Genomic DNA, 21142 nt, shown 5'->3' on the forward strand with positions numbered 1-21142 from the left:
CGCAGGGGGCACGGGCTCCACCGCATCCTGCACGGTGCCGTGGGCCGACCGTTTCCTCCGCCCGAAGATCCCCATCCCCGCCCCCTTGCCGGGCCCGCCGCCGCGGCGGCGGGCGCGGGATTCATCCTTCCCCCGGCGCAGACCCGCCAGACGAACGGAACCACGGCCGCCGCTTCCGGCCCGGGGGCGCGCGGGCGTCAGCCGCGGGGGACGGCGAAGGCGAGCAGACGGGCGGTGCCCTCGGCGGTGCGGCGCCACGGACCGCCGAGTCCGAGCACGGCGATGCCGCTGGTGGGGTACTTGGCCTGCAGCCGTTCCATGTCGTCGCCGCTGCCGCCGTCGTCACCCGCCCCGGCGGTCATCAGCAGCACGAGCTCCTGCACCCCGGGCATGTGCCCGACCAGCAGGACGGTGCCGAGCGCCGGGTCCAGGCCGCGGACGACGTCGAGCAGCTCCTCCGCCTCGGCCGCGTAGATCCGCTCGTCGAACACCGTGGGCGGCGCCCCGTCCCACTGCTCGGCGGCCAGACCGAGGGTCTGCCGCGTCCGCAGGGCGGGCGAGCACACCACGGCATCCGGTACGAGGCCCTGCTCGCGCAGCCACCGGCCGGCCGCCGGTGCGTCCCGCAGGCCCCGCGGGCCGAGCGGACGGCGGGCGTCCGCCACACCCTCGGGCCAGGCGGACTTCGCGTGCCGCAGCACGACCAGCGTTCGGGCTTCGGGGGTCCGGGACGCGCTCACACCCCGCATCCTCCCCCGCGGGCACCCGGGACGGCCAGCACCGGAACGGACCGGCGCGGCGGACGGCCGGGAGGGCCGGTCACTCCTCCGGGCAGCTCCGACGCGCACGACCGTGCGCCCTGTCCGAGGCTGGCAGGGAACGTGCCCCCTCGAAAGGCGGAGCCGATGAGGCTGGTGGTCGACCTCAACCGCTGCCAGGGATACGCGCAATGCGCCTTCCTCGCCCCGGACGTCTTCACCATGCACGGTGATGAGGCCCTCCTCTACAACCCGTACGCCGGTCCGGACCAGAAGGAGAAGCTGGAGCGGGCCGTCGCGGCCTGCCCCGTCCAGGCGATCCTGCTGGACGACCGCGACGACCTGCCCGAGCCGGCCCCCGCCGGGGCCGCGGAAGGGGGTGCGCGGTGAACGGCGACTCCTACGTCGAGCGGCTCAGGCGCGAGGGCCGCATCGTGGTCGTCGGTGCCTCCCTCGCGGGCCTGCGGGCCGCCGAGACGCTCCGGGAGAAGGGCTTCACCGGCTCGCTGACCATGGTCGGCGACGAGCCCCACGAGCCGTACGACCGGCCGCCGCTGTCCAAGCAGGTGCTGTTGGGCAAGGCGTCCGCCGAGCACACCGCGCTGCCCCGGCGGCGCGACCTGGACGCCGAATGGCGGCTCGGCTGCGCGGCCACCGGCCTGGACATGGCCGCCCGGAAGGTCATGCTCGCCGACGGCGACGAACTCGAGTACGACCGGCTGCTGATCGCGACCGGGGTCCGGGCCCGCCCGTGGTTCCACCCGGCCGAGGCCCAGCTCGACGGCGTCTTCGTGCTGCGCGGCCGCGACGACGCGGCGCGGCTGCACCGCCGGCTGGAGGACGGCACCCGCCGGGTGCTGGTCATCGGGGCGGGCTTCACCGGCTCGGAGATCGCCTCCGCCTGCCGGGAGCGGGACCTCCCGGTGACCGTCGCCGAACGCGGCGCCTCCCCCCTGGTGGGAGCCCTCGGCGGAGTGATCGGCGAGGTGGCCGCCGGGATGCACCTCGACCACGGCGTCGACCTGCGCTGCGGCGTCATGGTGACCGCCCTGGAGGGGGACGCGGCCGGCAGGGTGCGCGCCGCCCACCTGTCCGACGGCGCCACCGTCGAGGCCGACGTGGTCGTCGTCTCGCTCGGTGCCACCCGCAACACCGAGTGGCTGGCCGGCTCCGGGCTGGGCGCCGGCCCCCGCGGCATCGCCTGCGACGCGGGCTGCCGGGCCTTCGACGTCCGCGGCATCGTCACCGACGACGTGTTCGTGGCCGGCGACGTGGCCCGGTCCCCGCACCCGCTGTTCGGCTACCAGTTCCTGTCCCTGGAGCACTGGGGCAACGCCGTCGCCCAGGCCGAGATCGCCGCGCACAACATGATCAGCGCTTCGACCGACCGCCTCCCGCACCTGTGGGTGCCGGCCTTCTGGTCCTCCCAGTTCGGGGTCAACATCAAGTCCGTGGGAGTGCCCTCGATGGGCGAGGAGATCCTCGTCACCCAGGGCTCGCTCGAGGAACGCCGGTTCACCGCCGTCTACGGCCACCAGGGGCGCGTCATCGGCGCGGTCACCTTCGACCACGGCCGCTGGCTCCAGTTCTACCAGCGGCAGATCGAGTCGGTCGCGCCCTTCCCCCCGCCGTACCCCACCGTGGACCGGCGTTCCGAAGGACGGAAGCCCGTCCCCGCCGCCTTCCCCGACCCGTCCGTGCCCACGCACGGCCCGACGGTCAGCGTCAGCGGCTACTCCCCGGCCGACCAGCGGATCACCTTCACCCCCGCCCGGGCGTGACCCGCGCCGGCCCCGGCACACCGCCCGGGCCGGCGCCCACCACCGGCCCACCGAGGACCCGTACCAAGGACCCGCCATGACACACGCCCCGCTCGCGCAGCAGATCACCGACTACGCCAACCGCGCCGACCCGTACCCCATCTACGCGGAGCTGCGGAAGAACCCGGTGCACCGGGAGGGGAACGGCCCGTTCGTGGTCAGCACCTACTGGGACATCCAGGGTCTCCTCCACGACCCGCGGATCAGCTCCGAGCGGCGCAACCTGGCCGATGCCGCCGACCCCGGGCTGCCCGAGGAGGAGGGCGACGGCGTGCTGCCGCCGAACTTCCTGCGGCTGGACCCGCCCGAGCACGACCGGCAGCGCGCGATGACCAACCGGCCCTTCGGCCCGCCGCACAGCCCCCGCCGCATCGACGGCATGCGCGGCGAACTGCACACCATCGTCACCGGCCTGATCGACGGTCTGGAGGGCGACACCATCGACCTGGTCGACCGCTTCTCCTACCCCTTCCCCGTCACCGTGATCTGCCGGCTCCTCGGCGTCCCCCGCGAGGACGAGCCGCAGTTCCACGGCTGGGCCGACACCCTCGTCGGCACCCTCGACCCGCGGCCCGACCAGGACTCCGCCGAGCGCCTCAAGGTCGCCAAGGACGCCCGGATGCAGCTCGGGATGTACCTGGCCGGGCTGATCGAGGACCGCCGCAAGTCGCCCGGCGACGACATGCTCTCCCAACTCGCCACCGGCCACGGGCCCGACGGCCCCATGAGCACCATGGAGGTGCTCAGCACCGCCGCCCTGCTGCTCATCGCCGGCCACGAGACGACGGTCAACCTCATCACCAACGGCATGCTCACCCTGCTGCGCCACCCGGACGTCCTGCAGCGGCTGCGCGACGAGCCGCGGCTGGCCGTGCCGATCGTCGAGGAACTGCTGCGGTACGAGCCGCCCGTGCAGATGCTGCCCAACCGTACCCCCATCACCGACATCGAGATCCGCGGCGTCACCATCCCCAAGGGCTCCGCGATGTGGCTCGTCCTCGCGTCGGGCAACCGCGACCCCGAGCGGTTCGAGGACCCGGACCGGTTCGACCCCGACCGCAAGGACGTCCAGCACCTCGGGCTCGGCAGCGGCATCCACAGCTGCTTCGGCGCCCCGCTCGCCCGCTTGGAGACCCAGCTCGCCCTCGCCGAACTCGCCCGCCGGCTCGACAACCCGCGACTCGTCGACGACCCGCCCCCCTACCGCCAGAACGCCGTCCTCCGCGGCCCCCGCCACCTGCGGATCGCCATCGACGGGGTGCGCCCGTAGGGGCACCCCCGGGCCCGGCACGACTGCGGCGCCGGACCGGCACCGAGACGGACTCCGCGGTGCCGGAAGCGGTTCGGGGGCTCGTCTCAGTCGCCGGGGTGGGCCATGGAGTCGATGGCGACGGTCGCCGCTAGGACGGTGGGGTGGTCGGCGCCGGGGCCGATGTTCACGCCGTAGGTGTCCCGGATCCGGAACCACTTCTTGGAGACTTCGGCGATCTTGTAGCCGTCGCGCTCGATGGTGTACTCGTGGTCGACGACGTTGCCCTCGACGGAGAGTTCGTCGCCGTCCTCCTGCTTGATGGTCCAGCGGTTGCGGAGCGGGCTGATCAGGGCCTTCTTGACGACGGCGACCCGGTGGCCCTCGCCGTCCTCGATCGCCATCGAGTCCTTGATCCGCATCGGCCGGCTCTGGACGGTCGCGACCCGGTGGCCCTGGCGGTCCTCCAGGTGGTAGGTGCGGCGGGCGCGCAGCGCCTTGCCGTCCACCTTGTAGACGTGCTCCCCGGCGTCGTTGTCGATCCAGTAGTCGTCCCCGATGGAGACCATCTTCTGCTGCATGCGGTAGTGGGTCACCCCGTCGCCGTGGTCGAAGGCCCGGTTGGCCTCCCGGCGCTCCCGTCGGTCGTGGAACATGGTGCCGTCCTTTCCGCCCTCACCGCCCCGTGCGGCGGTGTGCCGGGGGCCGGCCGGTGGCAGGTTCGGCCGGGCGTCCTGGCCATGCCTTCAGTATGGGTCGGCATCCGGGTGACCGCGTCGGCTCCCGCAACGGCCGGCCGGCGGTCAGACGGTCCGGGGTGTGGCCAGGGTGCCGTTGATGACCGCGCGGAACGTCCAGGCCAGGCGCTCCTCGGGAGTGCCGGAGACGAGGTCCGCGCCCAGGGCGGCGATCCGCGGGTGCGAGTCGGCGGACACCGCCCCGAGGGCTCCCACCAGGGCGCGGTGGTCGGACTCGGCGGCGGTGTCGCGGTCGCGGGCGGACTGTTCGGCCGCGGTGGCGGTGGCCACCTGCAGCAGCACGTCCACGCCCCAGGCGGCCTGCGCGTCCGGGACCCCGCCCTCGTGGAGCAGGGCGAGGACGGCCTCGGCCAGGGCCAGGTAGTTCGGGCCGAACGGCCTCGCCAGCAGGGCGGAGTGGGCGAGCGCCGGGTGCCGGAACAGCACCCGGGTGTAGGAGCCGAGGACGGCTGTGAGCCGCTCGCGCCAGTCGCCGTCCTCGGCGGCCGGGCCCAGGTCCACCGCGCCGAGGAACTCCTCCAGGATGGCGGCGTGCAGGTCGGCCGTACTGGAGACGTAGACGTACAGCGAGGCCGGACCGGTGTCGAGCTCCTGCGCCAGGCGGCGCATGGTGACCTTCTGCAGCCCCTCGGCCTCCATCAGCCGTACGGCTGCGGCGACGATGCCCCGGTGGGTGAGGGCGGGCTTGGCCGGCCGTTCGCGGCGGCTGCGGGGGCGGGGGCGGGGGCTGGGCGTACTCATGCCCCCACCGTAGCGAGCCGTGTTCGTGACGAACTAGTTCGCTCCGTCCGGGGCGTGCGCCGCGAACTGCTCGAGCAGGCCCCGGAGGCCGTCCGGACCGAACATCATGGCCATGCTGGCGGCTGACATCTCCGCCGAGGCCGCGCTGCGGGGGAAGAGCTCCCGCTCGTAGGCGGCGAGGGCGGCCTCGGTGTCGCCCGGGTGGGCGGCGAGCGCCTTCCCCAGCTCGGCGCCGTCCAGCATGGCGAGGTTGGCGCCCTCGCCGGCGAACGGGGACATCAGGTGCGCGGCGTCGCCGAGCAGCGTCACGCCGGGCGTGCGGTCCCACCGGTGGCCGGCCGGCAGGGCGTGGATGCGGCGGCCGACCAGCGTGCCGTCCGCGTCGGCCACCAGGGCCCGCAGGCCCTCGTCCCAGCCGTCGAACTCGGCCAGGACGGCCCGCTTGGCGGCCGGCGTGTCGGCGAGGTCCAGGCCGTCCAGCCAGCCCTCCGCGGCCTGCAGCGCCGCGTAGACGTGGACGCTGCCGTCGGGCTCGCGGTGCGCGAGGAAGCCCTTCCCCTCGCCCACCGAGAGGAAGAACCCGCCGCCGATCAGGGCGGCCACGGCGGGGTGGCGGGCCTCGGCCTCGTGCAGGTCGGCCTCCACGAAGGACATGCCCGTGTACGCGGGGACCGCCGCGGACAGCAGCGGGCGGACCCGTGACCACGCGCCGTCGGCCCCCACCAGCAGGTCCGCGGTCACCGTGGTGCCGTCGGCGAACTCCACCCGGTGCCGGCCGCCGCCGAGGGCCCGGACGGCCACCGCCTTCCTGCCCCAGCGCACCGTCCCGGGCGCCAGCGACGCCAGCAGCAGGTCGCGCAGGTGGCTGCGGTCCACCTCCGGGCGGCCGCCCGCGCCGTCGTCCGCCCGGTCCAGGCGCACCGTGCCGTCCGGAGCCACCACCCGCAGTGCCTCCCCGCCCTCGTGGACGAGCGTGCGGAAGCCCTCGCACAGGCCGGCGGCGTGCAGGGCCCGCTGGCCGGACTCCTCGTGGATGTCGAGCATGCCGCCCTGGCTCCGTGCCTCCGGCGAGGCCTCCAGGTCGAAGACGGCCGCCTGCAGGCCGTTCACCTGCAGGACGCGCGCCAGGGTGAGGCCACCGAGCCCGGCGCCCAGGACGACGAGGGGAAAGTGCCGGTCCGACATGCTGCTCCTCCTTCGGGCGGCGAGGCGTCCACGCCGGGCGCCCCTGCGTTCGAGCGTAACGAACATGTTCGTAACGAACAAGTTCGTCAATGCGCACGCCGTTCCCGGGGCGGGACGGGACGGCCGGGTTCAGCGGGCGCGGGGGAGGCGGAGCTCGGCGACGGCGCCGCCGTCGGGATGGTTGCGCAGGTGGAGGGCGATGCCGACGGCCTCGGCGTGGCCCTGGGCGATGGTGAGGCCCAGGCCGTGGCCGTGGCCGCGTTCCTGGGCGCCGGTGCGGAAGCGCTGCGGGCCGTCGCGGAGGACCTCCTCCGGGTAGCCGGGCCCGTGGTCGCGGACGGTGACGACCGGCCCCTCCACCCGGACGGCGACCGGCGGTGCGCCGTGCCGGTGGGCGTTGGCGACCAGGTTGGCGAGGATCCGGTCGAGGCGGCGCGGGTCGGTGGTGACCACGGCGTCGGCCGCGACCACCAGCTCGACCGGGCGTCCGGCGGCGGCCGCCGTACGGGCCACCAGGTGCGCCAGCGGCAGGTCGGCGAAGTCGGGCGCCTCCGCGTTGGCGTCCAGCCGGGAGACCTCCAGCAGGTCCTCGGTGAGGTCGCGCAGGGTCCGGACGCGGTTGCGCACCAGCTCGGTCGGACGCCCGTCCGGCAGCAGTTCGGAGGCGGTGAGCAGGCCGGTCAGCGGCGTCCGCAGCTCGTGCGCGACATCGGCGGTGAAGCGCTGCTCGTTCTCCAGCCGGCGGCGCAGCGCGGCGGCCATCGAGTCGACGGCGGCGGCCAGTTCGAACACCTCGTCGCGGGGACGGCCGAGCGGCCCGATCCGGGCGTCCAGGTCGCCGGCGGCGATGGTGCGGGCGGTGCGGGCGGCGGTGCGCAGCCGGTGGCTGATCCGGTCCGCGGCGAGCACCCCGGCCAGCACGGTGACGACGACGGACAGCGCGGCGGCGATCTGCACCGCGCGGTCCAGGTCGGCGACGGCCCGCTCGTCGCCGGTGAAGTCCAGCCGGACGGAGACGACGTGGCCGCCGACCCCGGCCGCCGCCCACATCGCCCTGCCCTCCGGGCTCGGGCCGAGCACCGAGCCCTGCCGGCCGCGCCCGGCCAGCGCCCGCAGCTCGGCCGGCACCGCGGGGTCGTCCATCGCCGCGTGCCAGCCGCCGACCAGCTCACCGGAGCGGTCGTAGCCGGTCAGCACGGCGTCCAGGGCCGCCTCGGCGGAGGCGCGGGCCTGGTCGGTGTGCTGGTCGACGGACGCCCGGTGGACCAGCACGGCGACCGTCAGCGCGACCAGGCAGGAGACCAGCGCGATGACGGCGGCGATCTGCCGACGGAGCGTCACGGCACCCGCCTGAGCCGGTAGCCGAAGCCGCGGACGGTCTCGATCCGGCCCGCCCCGATCTTGGCGCGCAGCCGCTGCACATGGACGTCCACCACACGGCTGTCGGCGTCCCAGGAGTAGTCCCACACCCGGGACAGCAGGGTCTGCCGTTCCATCAGCACGCCCGGCGCCGCGGTGAACTCGAGCAGCAGCCGCAGCTCGGTCGGGGTGAGCGGCACGGGTGCGCCGGCCACCCTGACCTCCATGGCGTCGGTGTCCACCTCCAGGTCGTCGATCACCCGCACCGCGGAGCGCCCCGGCGGGGGCGCCTCCGCGACCGTCTCCGGCACCGGCGCGGGTGCCGGCCCGGTGCGCCGCAGCACCGTCCGGATGCGGGCCACCAGGACGGCGATCTCGAAGGGCTTCACCACGTAGTCGTCCGCGCCCGCCTCCAGACCGGAGACGACGTCGACGGCCTCCGTCCGGGCCGACATCATCAGCACCGGCAGGCTGCTCTCCTCACGGATGCGGCGGCACAGGCCGACACCGTCGAGCAGCGGCAGCATCACGTCGATCAGCACCAGGTCGGGCGGCGCGGCGCGGAACCGCTCCAGCCCCTGGAGGCCGTCCGCGGCCGTGTCGACCGGGAAGCCGTACCGCTCCAGCGCCATCTGGGTCGCCTCGCGGATCACCTCGTCGTCCTCGACGAGCAGGATGCGGGGCATGGGCGGGGGCGTCGGCGGGGCCGTCATCGCTGCCTCGTCGGGGTCGGACGGACGGGGGAGGGGACCGCGGACGGCGCGGTGCGCCGCCCGTCCGGACCGACCGGCGGGTCGTCCGCGGCGGTGGGCCGGGCGGACGGGAGGGTGGGCTCCGGGGTCGGGCAGCCGACCGCGCCGTCGGCGGGCCCGCTCCAGACGGTCTGCCGGTCGACGAAGGCCATCCGCACCGACTCCCAGCGGTAGGTGCTGGTGGTGCGGGCGAGCGGCCCGTTCGGCTCGTGCACGACGAGGTCCCGGCCGACCGTGTCGGCGGTGAACCCGGCCTGCACGGAGACCGACAGCGCCGGCAGGACCTGTCCGTCCCGCGCGGTGTAGACGCGGAGCGTGGCCCACCGCAGGCCGGCCTCGGGCATCAGCACGGCCGTGATCAGCTCCGGCCGGCCGTCGCCGCTGAGGTCCCGGTAGCGGGCGGGCTGCACCGTGCAGCCGGTGCAACCGCCCGACAGGGCGCGCTGCTCGAGGTCGCTGAGCCCGGGATCGTGGGACAGCACCGCCTTGGCGTCGAGCTGCCCGAGCCCGTCGGCCGGCGCCGCCAGCCCGGGCAGCGGGGACGGCGGGGGTTCCTCCGTGGCCGACCGGGTCGCCGCCGGCGCGGTCGTGGCCGCCGCCGGCCACAGCGGCTCGGGGCTCGGGTGGTCCGCGACCTGCCGGGCAGGACCGGCGTCGTGCAGGGTGCCCGGGCTGTCGCAGCCGGCGAGCAGCAGGACCGCCGCGAAGGCGGCGGCGACCGCCGCGGCGGCCCCGGCCGCCCGGGAGGTGCGCCCGGTGAGGGCGGTGGGAGCTGTCCGTTTCCTCACGCGGAGCGGTGCCTTTCCATGACGGCCCGTCGGGACTTCCGGCGGGGCCTGACAGTCTGCCCCATGGCCTTCCGGCCGCCCTCGGGCGGGCGTGGGAGGACTGCTGCGGGCACGGTTCACGGAGTGTCGATCCGGTCCGCGAGGACGACGATGTTGTCGCTGAAGTGCCCGTCGCCCCCGAGCGATCCGCCGCAGGTGACCAGCCTGAGCTGTTCGTCGGGCGTCGCGCCGTACACCAGGTCGGTGGGGAACTGCGCCTTGGGGAACTGCCGGACCGCCCGGATTTCGTACGTCACCGTCAGGCCGTCCTCGCGGCGCACCCGGACCACGTCGCCGGGCCGCACCGACGGCAGGAGGTTGAAGACCGCCGAACCCTTGCGCGTCCGGTAGTGGCCGAGCAGGACGGCCGGGCCGCGCTGCCCCGGCCCCGGGCCGTTGCGGTACCAGCCGACCAGCCCGGGCTCGTCCAGCGGCGGGACCTCCACCGTCCCGTCGCGGTTCAGCCCGACGGACCCGACCGGTGCGTCCACCCCGATACGGGGGATCAGCAGGCGGACGGGCGGCGAGAACGGCAGCTCCGCCGTGCGGGCGGTCCCGGCTCCGGCCGAACTCCCGGTTCCGGCCGGGGCGGCCGTGGGGCCCGGGTCGCCCGGCGGGGGCGCGTCCGGGCCGGTGTACGAGATCCGCACCGGCTCGGCGTCGGGGGCCACCCCCAGTGCCACCGTCCCGAGCCCGAGCGACAGGGCGAGCGCGCCGGCCGACGCGGCCGGCACCCACGAGGGGCGCCGGCCGCGCCGGTTCCGGCTACGCCTGTGCGCTGCCACGCCGGCGGCGGACGACCGCGGTACCGATCCCGGCCGCGCCGGCCAGCGCCAGCGCCGAGCCGAGGACCACCGCGGTCGGCGAGCCGCCGGTGTCCGCCTCACCGGTCTGGGCGCCGCCCTTGGGCACCGCCCCGCTCCTGCGGGTGCCGTCGGGCCCGACGGGCGACAGGCTCGGGACGGCGCTGGGCCGCGCCCCGGACTCCGCCGGCAGGGTGGGCTCGGCGCTGCGGGTCGCCGTCGGCACCGGTGAGGCCGAAGGACCGTCGGCGAGCGCGGCCCCGCCGGACAGCACCACCGCGGCAACCGCCCCGGCACCGACCAGCGCGGAACGCACCGCGCGGTGCGCGGACGAGGTACGTGACATTTGGATTCCTCCGAGTGCTCACCACTCCCGTTCCGGTGAACGCGAGCTGGTGCGCCACACGCTAGGAACCGCCCCTCACGGCCTGCCGCCGACCGTGTAACAGCCACCGCGCGGTCCCGTAACAGCCTTCGGCCCGGTGGGTCTCAGGCCGGGGCACCTCCCGGCCGCGGCTGCGCCGGCCGGACGGCGCGCGGGCCGACGACCTCGGCACCGAGGGCGGTGACGCGGTCGCGCAGCCCGCGGTCGGCGGTGACGACCAGGCAGTTGCGGTCCGGGTGGGCGGCGAGGGCCGCCCGGACGAGGTCGACGATCCGGTCGTCGCCGCTGCCGGACGCGGAGTCGGCCCGGACCAGGGGCACCGAGGCCACGCCCCGCGCAGCGCCCTCGACGACGAGGACCAGCTCCAGCGGCCCGGTGCGCGACCACTCCGGGGCGCCGGTGCGCTCCGCCAGCCCGTCCCGGGCGACGGCCGCCAGCGCATCGCGCAGCCGCTCCGCCGCACCCCTCCGGTCCCGCCACCACCCGTCGGGCACCGAGCCCACCACATTGGCGGCATCCACCAGCACCAGCGGCGCAGTCTCCACGGCCTCGCTCTCCTCCATGGCCCGAAAGCCTGCCACCACGGTGCCGGATGCGGTGTCACGGCGTCACGGTGCGGCCGTTCAGGCGGTCGAAGGCGGCGGCGACCATCTCTGCCAGGGCGTCCCGGTCGACGTCGGCGAGGCGCTTGAGGTAGAGGCAGCCCTTGCCGGTGCCGTGCGGGCCGAGCCTGGCGAGCAGTTCGGTGTGGGGCTCGAAGCCCTCGGCGATGTACAGCACCAGGGCCTGCTTGCGCGGGGCCAGGGCGACGGGCGGCCAGTCGCCCTCGCGGCCGCTGGCGTAGCGGTAGTGGTAGGTGCCGAAGCCGACCATCGACCCGCCCCACATCCGGGGCGGGGCGCCGGTGGCCTCGGCGATCAGGGCACAGAGGGCCCGGGCGTCGGTGCGGCGGCGTTCGTCGGGGACGCCGGCGAGGAAGTCCTCCGGGCTGGCGTCGGTCGGGACGGTCTTCGGCTCACCCATGCCACCAGCATGCCCGTACGGTGCGGGCGCCGGACGCGTGCCACGCGGTCCGGCGCGGCCGGCCGGTCAGGCCTCGGAGCGTTCGGTGACGGGCGCGTCGGTGCGGTCGCCGAGGAACTCGTACCAGCGGCGCTGCAGGCAGACGTACCGGGTGTCCGCCTCGACCAGGCGGAGGAAGGCGCCCACGGCCTCGGCCAGCCGGGTCTGCAGTTCGGCGTCGGCGAGGTCGCCCCGCTCGGTGAAGCCCCGGTGCGCCCGGGCCAGGCTGAACATGTCCGGATAGACCCGGGTGCCGAGGTGTTCGAGCGGTACGCGCAGCGCCCACAGCCCGCGGTTGCCGCCCACCATGGACGGGGAGGCGGAGACCAGCAGGGCGTGCTTGGACTTGAACGGCTGCGGCCGGACCCGGGAGACCCAGTCGACGGCGTTCTTGATCGCGCCCGGTACGGAGGCGTTGTACTCCGGTGCGGCGATCACGAAGCCGTCGCAGGCGGCCAGCCGTTCGCGCAGCGCCAGGGCGCCCGGCGGGAGGCCGGTGCCGGCCTCGACGTCGCCGTCGTAGAGCGGCATGTCGAACTCCCGCAGGCCCGCGAGGTCGACGTCGGCGCCGTCCTCCTCGGCCAGCCGGGCGACCAGCGCCGCCAGCCGGGTGTTGAGCGAGTCGGTGCGCAGCGAGCCGCCGAGGACGAACACCCGCACCGGGTCGGGTCGCTGATCGGTCGTCATGGGCGCCTCCTCGGGCGTGTCGTGAGCAGCGCCCGAGGACCCGGCCGCTGCTCCGGGCCGCCGTCCGGCCCGGCCTCCATCCTGCCCGGGCGGGCAGGCGCTGCCCGGGAACGGCGGTGGTCACCGGCGGGTGTGTCGCCGCCGCCGCCGGGGGCGTTTCCCGGTGAGGATCACGCGTGCCCGGTGAGTTCGCGGACGGCGGCGACCCCGCACGCCGTGCGTGCGGGGCCGGTTTCTGCGAGTCCCCGGGTGGAGCCGGAGGCCGAAGCCGCGGAGGGCGTCTCAGCGGACGCCGACACCCCACTGCTGGTTCTCGCCGCCGTTCCGGGCCCACAGCTGCGCGGGGGCGCCGTTGGCACGGCTGTAGCCGCCGATCTCCATCCGGTACGAGCCCCAGGCGAATTCGCGGTCCGGGCCGTCCCCGTGCGGATAGAGCATGGCCCACCGCTGGTTGCTCTCGTAGTGGCAGTCCCACTGGATCAGCTGCACACCGTTCCCGACGTTTCCGCCGGGGATGTCGACGCACTTGTGGCTGCTGGCGTTGACGAGGGTCGAGTAGCCGGTGAGGTTCACGTCGACGATGTACCACAGCTGGTTCAGCCCGCCGTGGCAGTCCCACTGCCGGATCGCCGCACCGTTGAGGTCGCTCCAGTCCGCCACTTCGAGGCACTTCCCGGTGCCGGGGTTGGCGATGGTGAACGGTCCTTCGACGGATTCCTCCGCCGATGCGGGGGCCGCCGGGCCGAGCGCCAGTACGAGGCCGCTGATCGCGGCGAGGCCCGCCAGGGCCGCCTTTCGTATACCGAACACAGAAGTTCCCGCTGTCCTTTCCCCGCTCAGCCGCAGTGGGAGTTCAACTGCCAGTTGTAGGCGTACCCGATGCTTCCGTCCCAGTCGATGCAGCGGCCCGGCGCGTGGAGGTAGACCGGTCCGGCGTACGTGGTGAAGAGGTTCTGCTCGCTGTGGTAATCCTCCGTGCCGCTCGGCTTGATCGACGCGCTCATCCAGATCGGGTCGCCGGGGGTGTTGCGTACGGTGACGACGCAGTTGTAACCGTTGGTGCGGTTGTACGTGAGATACACCGTGCCGCCGTCCTCGGTGGCGTCGAGCGGCAGTGAGTCGATCACGCGGTAGCCGGCGCCGCAGGCGCCGTTGTAGCCCGCCGCGTAGGCCGGGCCGGGCGCGGTGACGACCGTGGCGGCTGCGGCGGCCAGGACCGCCGAACCGACGGCGGCGCGCCGGACTTTTCCGTGCTTCATGGAGGTACTCATTCCTGTCGAATGGTGCGGGACTGCTGCCGGGCGGACCGTCAGTGGTAGAAGTCCTGCTCGTAGTGGGCGATGACCGTGTCCGACGAGTCGAGGAGCTTGGCGGTCCACCTGATGCTCTGGCCCACGCCGTTGACCTTGGCCGGGCCGGCGTAGTACGAGTAGAAGGTCCGCTCCGTGGGGTCCTGCCGGAATTCTCCGGCCTCGTTCTCGATGAGGACGCCCATCGGTGTGGGGACGCCGTAGTACGGGCCGCCCGCCTTGGTGAACACGACGCAGTTGTAGGTGCCGTCCCAGTAGAGGTTGACCCGGCCGACGAACTGCCCCACGTAGGGCCCGTTGATGGCGGTCAGGTCCTGGTGGTCGATGATCCTCCCGGCGCATCCGCCGGCCGCCGAGGCCGGCGTGACGGATACCGCCACGCCCGTGGCGACCGCCATCGCGAGTGCGGCCAGCACCCCTGTTATTCGCTTCGTCCTCATCGCTTCTCCTCCCCCTGGCTGGTGCATACAGGGCAGGGGCGCCCGCCGGGACGTCGTGGAGACGTTCACCGAAGTCCGCGGGCGACCTGCCGGGGAAGAGTCTTCACGGGGCCGCTATCCGTCGGCTCCTCGTCGACTACTCGCCTTCTACGAGCGGCCCGGTCGGACCAGGGGGAAAGCGGAGGACCCGGCCGGTCGCGCTCTCGCGGCCGGCGCGGTCGACGGCCGTGGCCGCGTACCAGGAGGCGGACGAGGTGCCCGGCGGCCGGTACCGGTCGACGGAGAGTGCGGGGAGCAGGGCGGCGAGGCGGTCGGGGTCGGCCGGCGGGTGCGGGCCCGGGTCGGCGTCGTACGCATAGACGGCGTACTGGAACGGGTGCGGGCGCCCGGGGCGGGGCCACGGGGCGACCTGCAGGCCCTGCCCGTCGGGGGAGGGGCGCAGCTCCGGTGCCGCGGGCGGTGCGGTGCGGGCGAGCCTCGGCAGCAGCGGGACGAGCGCGGGCCGGGACCAGTGGTCGGCCGCCAGCTGCCGGATGGCACCGATGCGGTCGGTTCGGGCGCTGCGGGCACTGAAGAAGACGTCCCCGCCGATCTGCGGGAGGGTGGCGTTGAGCGCGAGGTGGCGGGAGAGCTCCGCCGGGTCCTGCCAGGGGGCCGGGCGCCCCGGGGCGCCCGGGCGGGAGGCGGACTGGCCGATCCACAACTGGGTGTCGGTGCCGTCCGTCTGCGCCGCCCACCACCGGGCGAGGACGGCGTAGTCCGCGATCGCGAAGCCGATGTGCCAGTACAGCTGGGGTGCGATGTAGTCGACCCAGCCCTTGCGGACCCAGCCGCGGGAGTCGCAGAACTGCGCGTCGTACGACTGCAGCGCGGTGGTCGCCGAGCCGGCCGGGTCGGTGGACCTGTTGCGCCAGACGCCGAAGGGGGCGATGCCGTAGGCGGCGTCCGGCCTGGCGGCCCGCACCCGGTCGCGGAGCTGCCGGACGGTCAGGTCGATGTTGTCGCGCCGCCAGGCCGCCCGGTCGGTGAAGCCGCGGCCGTGGGCGGCGAAGGCCGCGTCGTCGGGGAAGCCCCGGCCGTCCGGCGCCGGATACGGGTAGAAGTAGTCGTCGATGTGGACGCCGTCGACCTCGTAGCGGGTCACGGCGTCCATCACGGCGTCCAGGACGAACTCGCGCACGGCGGGGATGCCGGGGTTGTAGTAGAGCTCGCCGTCGAAGGCCACCGTCCAGTCCGGGTTGCGCCGCGCCGGATGGTCCGCCACCAGGCGGCCGGGGTCGGTGTGGATCGCGATCCGGAACGGATTGAACCAGGCGTGGAAGGTCAGCCCGCGGAGGTGCGAAGCCTCGATCATGAAGGCCAGCGGGTCCCAGCCCGGGTCCTGCCCCTGAGTGCCGGTCAGCCACTGCGACCAGGGCTCGTACGGCGACGGCCACAGCGCGTCGGCGGTCGGGCGGACCTGGACGAACACCGCGTTGAAGCCGGTCGCCACGGCCGCATCCAGCATCGAGACGAAGTCCGCCCGGATCTGCTCGGTGCCGAGCCGTCTGCGGGCGGGCCAGTCCGTGTGGTTCAGGCAGGCGATCCACAGGCCGCGCATCTGCCGCTTGACGGCGCGTGGCCTGCCTGCGGCCGGGGGCGCGGCGGTACCGGCGACGGCGGCCGCCGCGAGCAGGGCCAGGAACTCACGGCGCCCCGGGCGCCGCACCCACGGCACGTCCATCCATCCGCTCCAAGGCACTCGGCCGACGACTGGGATTGCGCAGTTCCCCGCGCCCCTCGTGGGCTTTCCGCGGGACGCCGGAGGGTCCCTCGAAGGAGGTCGGGGATGCCGCCGAATGCGCGGCGCGCGGTTGGCGTGATCGGTTCTGGCGTCGGGCGGGTGGCCGGGTGGGATGATCGACCGGTCCGGCATCATCACACAGAGGGAGCATGCGATGGCTATCGGTCACCGAACCGTCGGAAACGGTCCGCACAAGGTCCTCGTGCTGCACGACTGGTTCGGCAGCAGCGCGGGCTGGGGCGCGTTCCTCGACATCCTGGAGCCGGACGAGTTCGGCTACGCCTTCCTCGACTACCGCGGGTACGGCGAACGGATCGCGGTGGACGGCGAGTTCACGCTCGCCGAGATCGCCGCCGATGCGCTGCGGCTGGCGGACGAGCTCGGCTGGGACACCTTCTCGCTGGTCGGGCACTCGATGGGCGGCAAGGCGGCCCAGCGGATCCTCGCCGAGGCGCCGACCCGGGTGCGCAAGCTGGCCGGCGTGGCGCCCGTCCCGGCGAGCGCCTTCCCCCTGGAGGGCGACGCGTACGACCTGTTCCACGGCGCCGTGCAGTATCCGGCCAACCGCAGGGCCATCCTCGACATGGTCACCGGCAACCGAGCCTGCGGCCGCTGGCTGGACCGGATGACCGCCCGTTCGGTGACCGGCTCCCGGCCGGAGGCCTTCGCCGGCTACCTGGGGGAGTGGACCACCCAGGACTTCGCCGCGAAGGTGGCGGGCAGCACGCTGCCGGTCGGCGTCTTCGTCGGCGAGCACGACCCGGCGCTCTCCGCCGAGGTGATGCACGGCACCTGGCTCACCCACTACCCGAACGCCGAGCTCACCGTGCTCGCCAACAGCGGGCACTACCCGATGTACGAGGTCCCGGTGGCGTTCGCGACCGCCCTGGAGGCTTTCCTGCGGGCCTGACCGAACCGCCGCCGCCGGGGCACGGCCGGGCCCCGGCGGCAGCCCGTCGGATTGTCAGTACCCCCGCCTAATATGGGATTTGTCAGCGAGCGCCCCCAACCACCGCACCAGGAGGTCGTCGATGTCCGCTGCCCTGTCCACCCGCCGCACGCCCACTGCCCGAGGAGCCCGGACCGTCCGCCGGTCCGGCCCGCCCGCCGTCCGACCCCTGCCGCCCGGGATGCCCCGTGAGTGGTACGTCGACCACAACCGCCGGCTGAAGGCCATGCGCCTGGCCGTCGTCCTGCTGGACTCCGGGGTGTACCTGCCCCAGCACGCCACCAACCGCCGCATCCGTGCGCTCGCCGTCCGTCTCGGCATCCACCGGCCGTCCGCCATCACCTGCCGGGCCGTGCGCGCCCTGCTCGCATAGCGGCTGACGACCCGTCGGTACGGGGGCGCGCCGCCGCGCCCCCGTACCCGGACCCTACCCGGTTCCGGGTCGCCGAACGGGTGAGGCCGCACCGCCGACCGGTCGAGTCCCGGGTGCGCCGGGCGGGCCGGAAGGCGCCCCGACGGGCACGATGGCCGCCTTCGGGCAGCGATCCCCCGAACCGACCGGGAGGCGGAGGCACGCGGTGGACCACCTGGCGACGACCGGCGGAGTGGGCGGCAGCACGGCGGAAGCCCTGATGTACGCCTGGCTCGTGCTCGTTCTGCTGTCCGCGGCCTACGTGGCCCACGACGCGTTCACCGCCAACCCGGAACTGACCGTGATGAAGTGGGGCTGGGTGCTGGTGACGCTGTACATCGGCCCGGTCGGCGCCGCCTTCTACGTGCTGTCCTGCAAGGAGCCGCGGCCGGGCACCCACGAGCGCTTCGTGGCGCCCCTGTGGAAGCAGGCGTTCGGGTCCACCGTCCACTGCGTCGCGGGCGACGCCACCGGCATCATGGTCGCCGCCGTGCTGGCCTCGCTGATCGGGCTTCCCCCGTGGGCGGACAGCCTGCTCGAGTACGCCCTGGGCTTCGGGTTCGGCCTGCTGGTCTTCCAGGCGCTCTTCATGCGCGACATGCTCGGCGGCGACTACCTCAAGGCCGTGCGTTCGACCGTGGTCGCCGAGTGGCTGTCGATGAACTGCGTGATGGGCGCCATGGTGGCCGTGATCGTCATCGTCCGCAGCCATGTGCCGGGGGCCGACGACGTGGCCGACGTACGGTTCTGGGCCCTGTTCTCGCTCGCCGTGGGGGCCGGGCTCGCCTGCGCCTACCCGGTCAACGTGTGGCTGGTCGCCAACCACCTGAAGCACGGGATGGGCACGGTGCGCGTCCTCGGCGAGGGCGGGGAGCCGATCCCCGCACCGGCACCCGCCCACGGCCCGGCCGCGGTGCAGCACTCCGCCGCAGGGCACGGCCCGCCGTCCGGCCACGACCCGGCGCCGGCGGGCGCGCCGAACGCCGGGGACGGCGCGCCGTCCGGCACGGCGGCCGCCATGCACCGGGGCGAGGTGACGCGCGAGCAGGTCACCGCCGTGGCCGTGCTGACCCTGGTCTTCCTCGCCTCGGGAGTGCTGCTCGCCGGCATCTTCGGACACCTGGGCTGACGGCCGGCCGTGCCGCCCCGGGCGGCCCACCGCCCGCGTGGCGGCGCCTCACACCCCGGTGGCCGCCTCCGCGGGCCGCATCAGGAAGCTGCCCCGGCACAGGGCCACCACGGTGGCCGCCGCCACGGCACCGACCAGGAGCGAGGCCGCCGCGAGCACCAGGTACGAGTACTCCCGGAAGCCGGCCGGCCGGAATCCGAACAGCCAGCGCAGCGCCAGTCCGGCCACCGCCGACGAGGTGAAGGTGACGGACCACCAGGGCGGTCCGAACGGGGCGGCCCGGTAGGCGCCGAACATCCGTGCCTGGACCAGCACCGCCAGCACCGTGCAGCCGAGCAGGCTCCAGCTCAGGACGTCGAACCGTCCGCCCGTCATGACCAGGTAGGCACTGCCCGCCACGGCCGGCGGCGCGGCCTCGATGGCCGTGGTGGGGAACAGCATCGGGTGCAGCGGCGGCCGGAAGAGCATCCTGGCCAGCAGCGGCGGTGCCAGCAGCACCCACGACACCGCCCCGACCCCGAAGGCGGCGGCCGCAGGCCCCGGCCACCCGAGCTCCGCCAGTCCCTGCGCCGCCACCAGACCACCGGCCACGGTCGGCAGGAGGTAGCCGGGATGGAAGGTGTCCGGTTCGAGCTCCCCGTACTGCCACTGGCCGGTGAGCGCCAGCGCGGCCACCGCGGTGGCGGCCGCGCAGACGCCGAAGAGCCAGTCCGCCGCTCCCGGGGCGTGCCGGTGCAGACCGACCGCCAGCAGCATGCCGGTGATCGGGGCCAGCGAGACGAACGGGCCGAGGCCGCGGTCGTGGAACTCGGCCCGCCAGCCGCCGGGCCGCCGGGCGACCTGGGCCGGGTACCCGATCAGCAGCACCAGCCACACGGCGGCCGCGAGGGCCAGCACCGCATCGCCGACCACGGCCGGCGCCGACCCGAGCGCCGCGGCCTGGTGCCAGGTGCCCGCCAGTGCCGCCAGGCCGAAGCAGATGCCGAACAGGTTCGGGGTCAGCACGGTTCTCCCGGGCGCGGTCCGGCGGCCTCGCGGTCCCGCCCGGCGCAGGACGGCAGCCACGCCCACCGGGCAGGCTAACGCGCACCCGTCGGGGCCGACCGGTCGGCGCCGCCGCACCTGCCGGACCGTCACCTGCCCGGCCGAGCCCCCTTCCGCCCCCGCCATACCCCGCAGGGAATTGTCGTGCCGCGCCCGACGGCGACGCACGCCGTGCAGCGGTCGAACGGTTGTGGGCCGCGGACGGCAGGCACGTCCTCCAGCCGCCCGCCGAGATCCGGACGATCGCCGCCGGGCTCGGCTTCGACCACAGCACCCTGGAGGCCCGGGGGTACGACGCCGTCGAGATCCGCGTAGCCCGGAGCCACGAGCGCTTCGTCGCGAAGGAGGGCCTCACCTTCCGGGCCCGCCCCGACGCCGTACGGCTCGGCGGTTTGGTCAGGTTCGGCTGGGACACGCTCTCCGCCGCGACCGGCGAGGTCGTGGGCGGCGGCACCGAGGTGCTCGTCCTCGACGCCGACGGACGGATCAAGGAGGACTACATGTTCCCGGGCACCTGACCGGGGGCGCGGCGCGCCCCGCAGGCCCGGCCCTCCGCACGCCGCTGCGCCGTGCCCGCCGCCCCGGGGCATGATCGGAGCTGGTAGCCCCCGCGGAGAGGACCTGCACCATGGAGTTCCGCCACCTGGGCCGCAGCGGCCTGGTCGTCAGCGAGATCGCCTACGGCAACTGGCTCACCCACGGCTCGCAGGTGGCCGAGGAGACCGCCGTGGCCTGCATCCGCGCAGCCCTCGACGCCGGCGTCACCACCTTCGACACCGCGGACGTGTACGCCGAGACCCGGGCCGAGTCCGTGCTCGGCCGCGCCCTGAAGGGCGAGCGCCGGGAGGGCGTCGAGATCCTCACCAAGGTGTACTGGCCCACCGGGCCCGGCCGCAACGACAGCGGGCTGGGCCGCAAGCACGTCCTGGAGGCCGTCGACGGGTCGCTGCGCCGCCTGCAGACCCACTACGTCGACGTGTACCAGGCGCACCGCTACGACCACTCCACGCCGCTCGAGGAGACCATGGAGGCCTTCGCCGACGTGGTGCGCGCCGGCAAGGCCCTGTACATCGGCGTCTCCGAGTGGACGGCGGACCAGATCCGCGACGCGCACGCGCTCGCGCGCGAGCTGCGGGTGCCGTTCGTCTCCAGCCAGCCGCAGTACAGCGCCCTGTGGCGGGTGATCGAGGCCGAGGTGGTGCCGGTGTGCGAGGAGCTCGGCATCGGCCAGGTGGTCTGGTCGCCGGTCGCCCAGGGCGTGCTCACCGGGAAGTACCTGCCGGGTGTCGAGCCGCCGTCCGGCTCCCGGGCCACCGACGAGAAGGGCGGCGCGGACTACGTCGCCCGGTGGATGCGGCCGGACGTCCTGGAGCGCGTCCAGCGGCTGCGCCCGCTGGCGGAGGGGGCCGGGCTCAGCATGGCCCAGCTCGCCGTGGCGTGGGTGCTGCAGAACCGGAACGTCGCCGCCGCGATCATCGGTGCCTCCCGCCCCGAGCAGGTCGCGGAGAACGCCGCCGCGGCCGGTGTCCGGCTGGACCCCGGCCTGCTCGAGGCCATGGACGAGATCCTGGCCCCGGTCGCCACGACCGACCCGGCCCTGACGGCCGACCGCTCCCCGACGGGCCGTCCCTGACCGGCCCGCCCCCGACCGGGCCGGGCCGACGGCGCGGGCGGGCCCTGCGCCGTCGG

The 21142-nt window shown here is 74.8% G+C and carries 25 protein-coding genes; 8 read left to right on the top strand and 17 right to left on the bottom strand.

Features of this window, described 5'->3' with window-relative positions; translation table 11 throughout:
* Nucleotides 1–197: 197 nt before the first annotated feature.
* Nucleotides 198–740: a histidine phosphatase family protein gene (locus AB0M03_RS01475; protein WP_363487119.1), complete on the bottom strand. Its 543-nt coding sequence runs from the start codon at nucleotides 738–740 to the stop codon at nucleotides 198–200.
* A gap of 165 nt (nucleotides 741–905) precedes the next feature.
* Between AB0M03_RS01475 and AB0M03_RS01480 the strand changes: the two genes are divergently transcribed.
* The 3 genes from AB0M03_RS01480 to AB0M03_RS01490 all read left to right on the top strand — a co-directional run bounded on the left by AB0M03_RS01480 (nucleotide 906) and on the right by AB0M03_RS01490 (nucleotide 3848).
* Nucleotides 906–1148 carry a ferredoxin gene (locus AB0M03_RS01480; RefSeq protein ID WP_363487121.1) on the top strand — a complete coding sequence of 81 codons (243 nt, stop codon included), beginning with the start codon at nucleotides 906–908 and terminating at the stop codon, nucleotides 1146–1148.
* On the top strand, nucleotides 1145–2539 hold the full coding sequence (locus tag AB0M03_RS01485) for an FAD-dependent oxidoreductase (RefSeq protein ID WP_363487123.1): 1395 nt from the start codon (nucleotides 1145–1147) through the stop codon (nucleotides 2537–2539). The genes AB0M03_RS01480 and AB0M03_RS01485 overlap by 4 nt, the downstream gene beginning before the upstream one ends.
* Before the next feature lie 76 nt (nucleotides 2540–2615).
* Nucleotides 2616–3848: a cytochrome P450 gene (locus AB0M03_RS01490; RefSeq protein ID WP_363487126.1), complete on the top strand. Its 1233-nt coding sequence runs from the start codon at nucleotides 2616–2618 to the stop codon at nucleotides 3846–3848.
* 86 nt (nucleotides 3849–3934) lie between these two features.
* Here the strand turns inward: AB0M03_RS01490 and AB0M03_RS01495 are convergent, their stop codons facing one another.
* The 15 genes from AB0M03_RS01495 to AB0M03_RS01565 form a co-directional block, all read right to left on the bottom strand.
* Complete coding sequence (locus AB0M03_RS01495; RefSeq protein WP_363487128.1) at nucleotides 3935–4483, bottom strand: LURP-one-related family protein; 549 nt, start codon at nucleotides 4481–4483, stop codon at nucleotides 3935–3937.
* A gap of 147 nt (nucleotides 4484–4630) precedes the next feature.
* Nucleotides 4631–5326 carry a TetR/AcrR family transcriptional regulator C-terminal domain-containing protein gene (locus tag AB0M03_RS01500; protein ID WP_363487130.1) on the bottom strand — a complete coding sequence of 232 codons (696 nt, stop codon included), beginning with the start codon at nucleotides 5324–5326 and terminating at the stop codon, nucleotides 4631–4633.
* Nucleotides 5327–5359: 33 nt separating this feature from the next.
* Nucleotides 5360–6511 carry an NAD(P)/FAD-dependent oxidoreductase gene (locus tag AB0M03_RS01505; protein WP_363487132.1) on the bottom strand — a complete coding sequence of 384 codons (1152 nt, stop codon included), beginning with the start codon at nucleotides 6509–6511 and terminating at the stop codon, nucleotides 5360–5362.
* Between the two features lie 129 nt (nucleotides 6512–6640).
* Entirely contained in the window at nucleotides 6641–7852 is a 1212-nt protein-coding gene (locus AB0M03_RS01510; RefSeq protein ID WP_363487134.1) for a HAMP domain-containing sensor histidine kinase, read from the bottom strand.
* Nucleotides 7849–8556 (bottom strand): two-component system response regulator CseB, encoded by a 708-nt coding sequence (cseB, locus tag AB0M03_RS01515; protein WP_363487136.1) that lies wholly within the window; start codon nucleotides 8554–8556, stop codon nucleotides 7849–7851. The genes AB0M03_RS01510 and cseB overlap by 4 nt, the downstream gene beginning before the upstream one ends.
* Nucleotides 8557–8579: 23 nt before the next feature.
* Nucleotides 8580–9410 carry a hypothetical protein gene (locus AB0M03_RS01520; RefSeq protein ID WP_363487138.1) on the bottom strand — a complete coding sequence of 277 codons (831 nt, stop codon included), beginning with the start codon at nucleotides 9408–9410 and terminating at the stop codon, nucleotides 8580–8582.
* A 116-nt stretch (nucleotides 9411–9526) separates the two neighbouring features.
* Nucleotides 9527–10183 (bottom strand): class F sortase, encoded by a 657-nt coding sequence (locus AB0M03_RS01525; protein WP_363487140.1) that lies wholly within the window; start codon nucleotides 10181–10183, stop codon nucleotides 9527–9529.
* A gap of 31 nt (nucleotides 10184–10214) precedes the next feature.
* A complete protein-coding gene (locus AB0M03_RS01530) occupies nucleotides 10215–10598 on the bottom strand; it encodes a sortase-dependent protein (RefSeq protein WP_363487142.1) in 384 nt (127 codons plus the stop codon).
* A gap of 143 nt (nucleotides 10599–10741) precedes the next feature.
* The gene (locus AB0M03_RS01535; protein WP_363487144.1) at nucleotides 10742–11200 is read right to left on the bottom strand and encodes an NTP pyrophosphohydrolase; all 459 of its coding nucleotides are present in this window, start codon (nucleotides 11198–11200) and stop codon (nucleotides 10742–10744) included.
* 37 nt (nucleotides 11201–11237) lie between these two features.
* Nucleotides 11238–11660, bottom strand: a complete 423-nt coding sequence (locus tag AB0M03_RS01540) for a DUF1801 domain-containing protein (protein ID WP_363487146.1) — start codon at nucleotides 11658–11660, stop codon at nucleotides 11238–11240.
* Nucleotides 11661–11726: 66 nt separating this feature from the next.
* The gene (locus tag AB0M03_RS01545) at nucleotides 11727–12386 is read right to left on the bottom strand and encodes an NAD(P)H-dependent oxidoreductase (RefSeq protein ID WP_363487148.1); all 660 of its coding nucleotides are present in this window, start codon (nucleotides 12384–12386) and stop codon (nucleotides 11727–11729) included.
* 282 nt (nucleotides 12387–12668) lie between these two features.
* Nucleotides 12669–13196, bottom strand: a complete 528-nt coding sequence (locus tag AB0M03_RS01550; RefSeq protein ID WP_363487150.1) for an RICIN domain-containing protein — start codon at nucleotides 13194–13196, stop codon at nucleotides 12669–12671.
* Nucleotides 13197–13222: 26 nt separating this feature from the next.
* Nucleotides 13223–13645: a spore-associated protein A gene (locus AB0M03_RS01555; RefSeq protein WP_363487152.1), complete on the bottom strand. Its 423-nt coding sequence runs from the start codon at nucleotides 13643–13645 to the stop codon at nucleotides 13223–13225.
* A gap of 50 nt (nucleotides 13646–13695) precedes the next feature.
* Nucleotides 13696–14136, bottom strand: a complete 441-nt coding sequence (locus AB0M03_RS01560) for a hypothetical protein (RefSeq protein WP_363487154.1) — start codon at nucleotides 14134–14136, stop codon at nucleotides 13696–13698.
* 136 nt (nucleotides 14137–14272) lie between these two features.
* Entirely contained in the window at nucleotides 14273–15859 is a 1587-nt protein-coding gene (locus AB0M03_RS01565; RefSeq protein WP_363487156.1) for a family 10 glycosylhydrolase, read from the bottom strand.
* A 214-nt stretch (nucleotides 15860–16073) separates the two neighbouring features.
* Between AB0M03_RS01565 and AB0M03_RS01570 the strand changes: the two genes are divergently transcribed.
* From AB0M03_RS01570 to AB0M03_RS01580, 3 genes are all read left to right on the top strand, one after another.
* Nucleotides 16074–16829 carry an alpha/beta hydrolase gene (locus AB0M03_RS01570; protein ID WP_363487158.1) on the top strand — a complete coding sequence of 252 codons (756 nt, stop codon included), beginning with the start codon at nucleotides 16074–16076 and terminating at the stop codon, nucleotides 16827–16829.
* 121 nt (nucleotides 16830–16950) lie between these two features.
* Nucleotides 16951–17241: a hypothetical protein gene (locus AB0M03_RS01575; RefSeq protein ID WP_363487160.1), complete on the top strand. Its 291-nt coding sequence runs from the start codon at nucleotides 16951–16953 to the stop codon at nucleotides 17239–17241.
* A gap of 205 nt (nucleotides 17242–17446) precedes the next feature.
* Nucleotides 17447–18409, top strand: a complete 963-nt coding sequence (locus AB0M03_RS01580) for a DUF4396 domain-containing protein (RefSeq protein WP_363487162.1) — start codon at nucleotides 17447–17449, stop codon at nucleotides 18407–18409.
* Nucleotides 18410–18457: 48 nt separating this feature from the next.
* On the opposite strand, the gene AB0M03_RS01585 is transcribed toward AB0M03_RS01580, so the two are convergent.
* A complete protein-coding gene (locus AB0M03_RS01585; RefSeq protein WP_363487164.1) occupies nucleotides 18458–19414 on the bottom strand; it encodes a TDT family transporter in 957 nt (318 codons plus the stop codon).
* A 227-nt stretch (nucleotides 19415–19641) separates the two neighbouring features.
* Here AB0M03_RS01585 and AB0M03_RS01590 point away from each other — a divergent pair, with 227 nt between their 5' ends.
* Nucleotides 19642–19971 carry a hypothetical protein gene (locus AB0M03_RS01590; protein WP_363487166.1) on the top strand — a complete coding sequence of 110 codons (330 nt, stop codon included), beginning with the start codon at nucleotides 19642–19644 and terminating at the stop codon, nucleotides 19969–19971.
* Nucleotides 19972–20081: 110 nt separating this feature from the next.
* On the top strand, nucleotides 20082–21086 hold the full coding sequence (locus AB0M03_RS01595; RefSeq protein ID WP_363487167.1) for an aldo/keto reductase family protein: 1005 nt from the start codon (nucleotides 20082–20084) through the stop codon (nucleotides 21084–21086).
* Nucleotides 21087–21142: the final 56 nt, after the last annotated feature.

Source organism: Kitasatospora sp. NPDC051914, from assembly GCF_040680995.1.
Lineage (GTDB): Bacteria > Actinomycetota > Actinomycetes > Streptomycetales > Streptomycetaceae > Kitasatospora.

Bases quoted from the DNA above. Each gene is read 5' to 3' on its own strand.
- AB0M03_RS01480 (WP_363487121.1), top strand. From the start codon at position 906: ATGAGGCTGGTGGTCGACCTCAACCGCTGCCAGGGATACGCGCAATGC.
- AB0M03_RS01490 (WP_363487126.1), top strand. From the start codon at position 2,616: ATGACACACGCCCCGCTCGCGCAGCAGATCACCGACTACGCCAACCGC.
- AB0M03_RS01495 (WP_363487128.1), bottom strand. From the start codon at position 4,483: ATGTTCCACGACCGACGGGAGCGCCGGGAGGCCAACCGGGCCTTCGAC.
- AB0M03_RS01500 (WP_363487130.1), bottom strand. From the start codon at position 5,326: ATGAGTACGCCCAGCCCCCGCCCCCGCCCCCGCAGCCGCCGCGAACGG.
- AB0M03_RS01505 (WP_363487132.1), bottom strand. From the start codon at position 6,511: ATGTCGGACCGGCACTTTCCCCTCGTCGTCCTGGGCGCCGGGCTCGGT.
- cseB (WP_363487136.1), bottom strand. From the start codon at position 8,556: ATGCCCCGCATCCTGCTCGTCGAGGACGACGAGGTGATCCGCGAGGCG.
- AB0M03_RS01530 (WP_363487142.1), bottom strand. From the start codon at position 10,598: ATGTCACGTACCTCGTCCGCGCACCGCGCGGTGCGTTCCGCGCTGGTC.
- AB0M03_RS01535 (WP_363487144.1), bottom strand. From the start codon at position 11,200: ATGGAGGAGAGCGAGGCCGTGGAGACTGCGCCGCTGGTGCTGGTGGAT.
- AB0M03_RS01540 (WP_363487146.1), bottom strand. From the start codon at position 11,660: ATGGGTGAGCCGAAGACCGTCCCGACCGACGCCAGCCCGGAGGACTTC.
- AB0M03_RS01545 (WP_363487148.1), bottom strand. From the start codon at position 12,386: ATGACGACCGATCAGCGACCCGACCCGGTGCGGGTGTTCGTCCTCGGC.
- AB0M03_RS01555 (WP_363487152.1), bottom strand. From the start codon at position 13,645: ATGAAGCACGGAAAAGTCCGGCGCGCCGCCGTCGGTTCGGCGGTCCTG.
- AB0M03_RS01560 (WP_363487154.1), bottom strand. From the start codon at position 14,136: ATGAGGACGAAGCGAATAACAGGGGTGCTGGCCGCACTCGCGATGGCG.
- AB0M03_RS01565 (WP_363487156.1), bottom strand. From the start codon at position 15,859: ATGGACGTGCCGTGGGTGCGGCGCCCGGGGCGCCGTGAGTTCCTGGCC.
- AB0M03_RS01570 (WP_363487158.1), top strand. From the start codon at position 16,074: ATGGCTATCGGTCACCGAACCGTCGGAAACGGTCCGCACAAGGTCCTC.
- AB0M03_RS01575 (WP_363487160.1), top strand. From the start codon at position 16,951: ATGTCCGCTGCCCTGTCCACCCGCCGCACGCCCACTGCCCGAGGAGCC.
- AB0M03_RS01595 (WP_363487167.1), top strand. From the start codon at position 20,082: ATGGAGTTCCGCCACCTGGGCCGCAGCGGCCTGGTCGTCAGCGAGATC.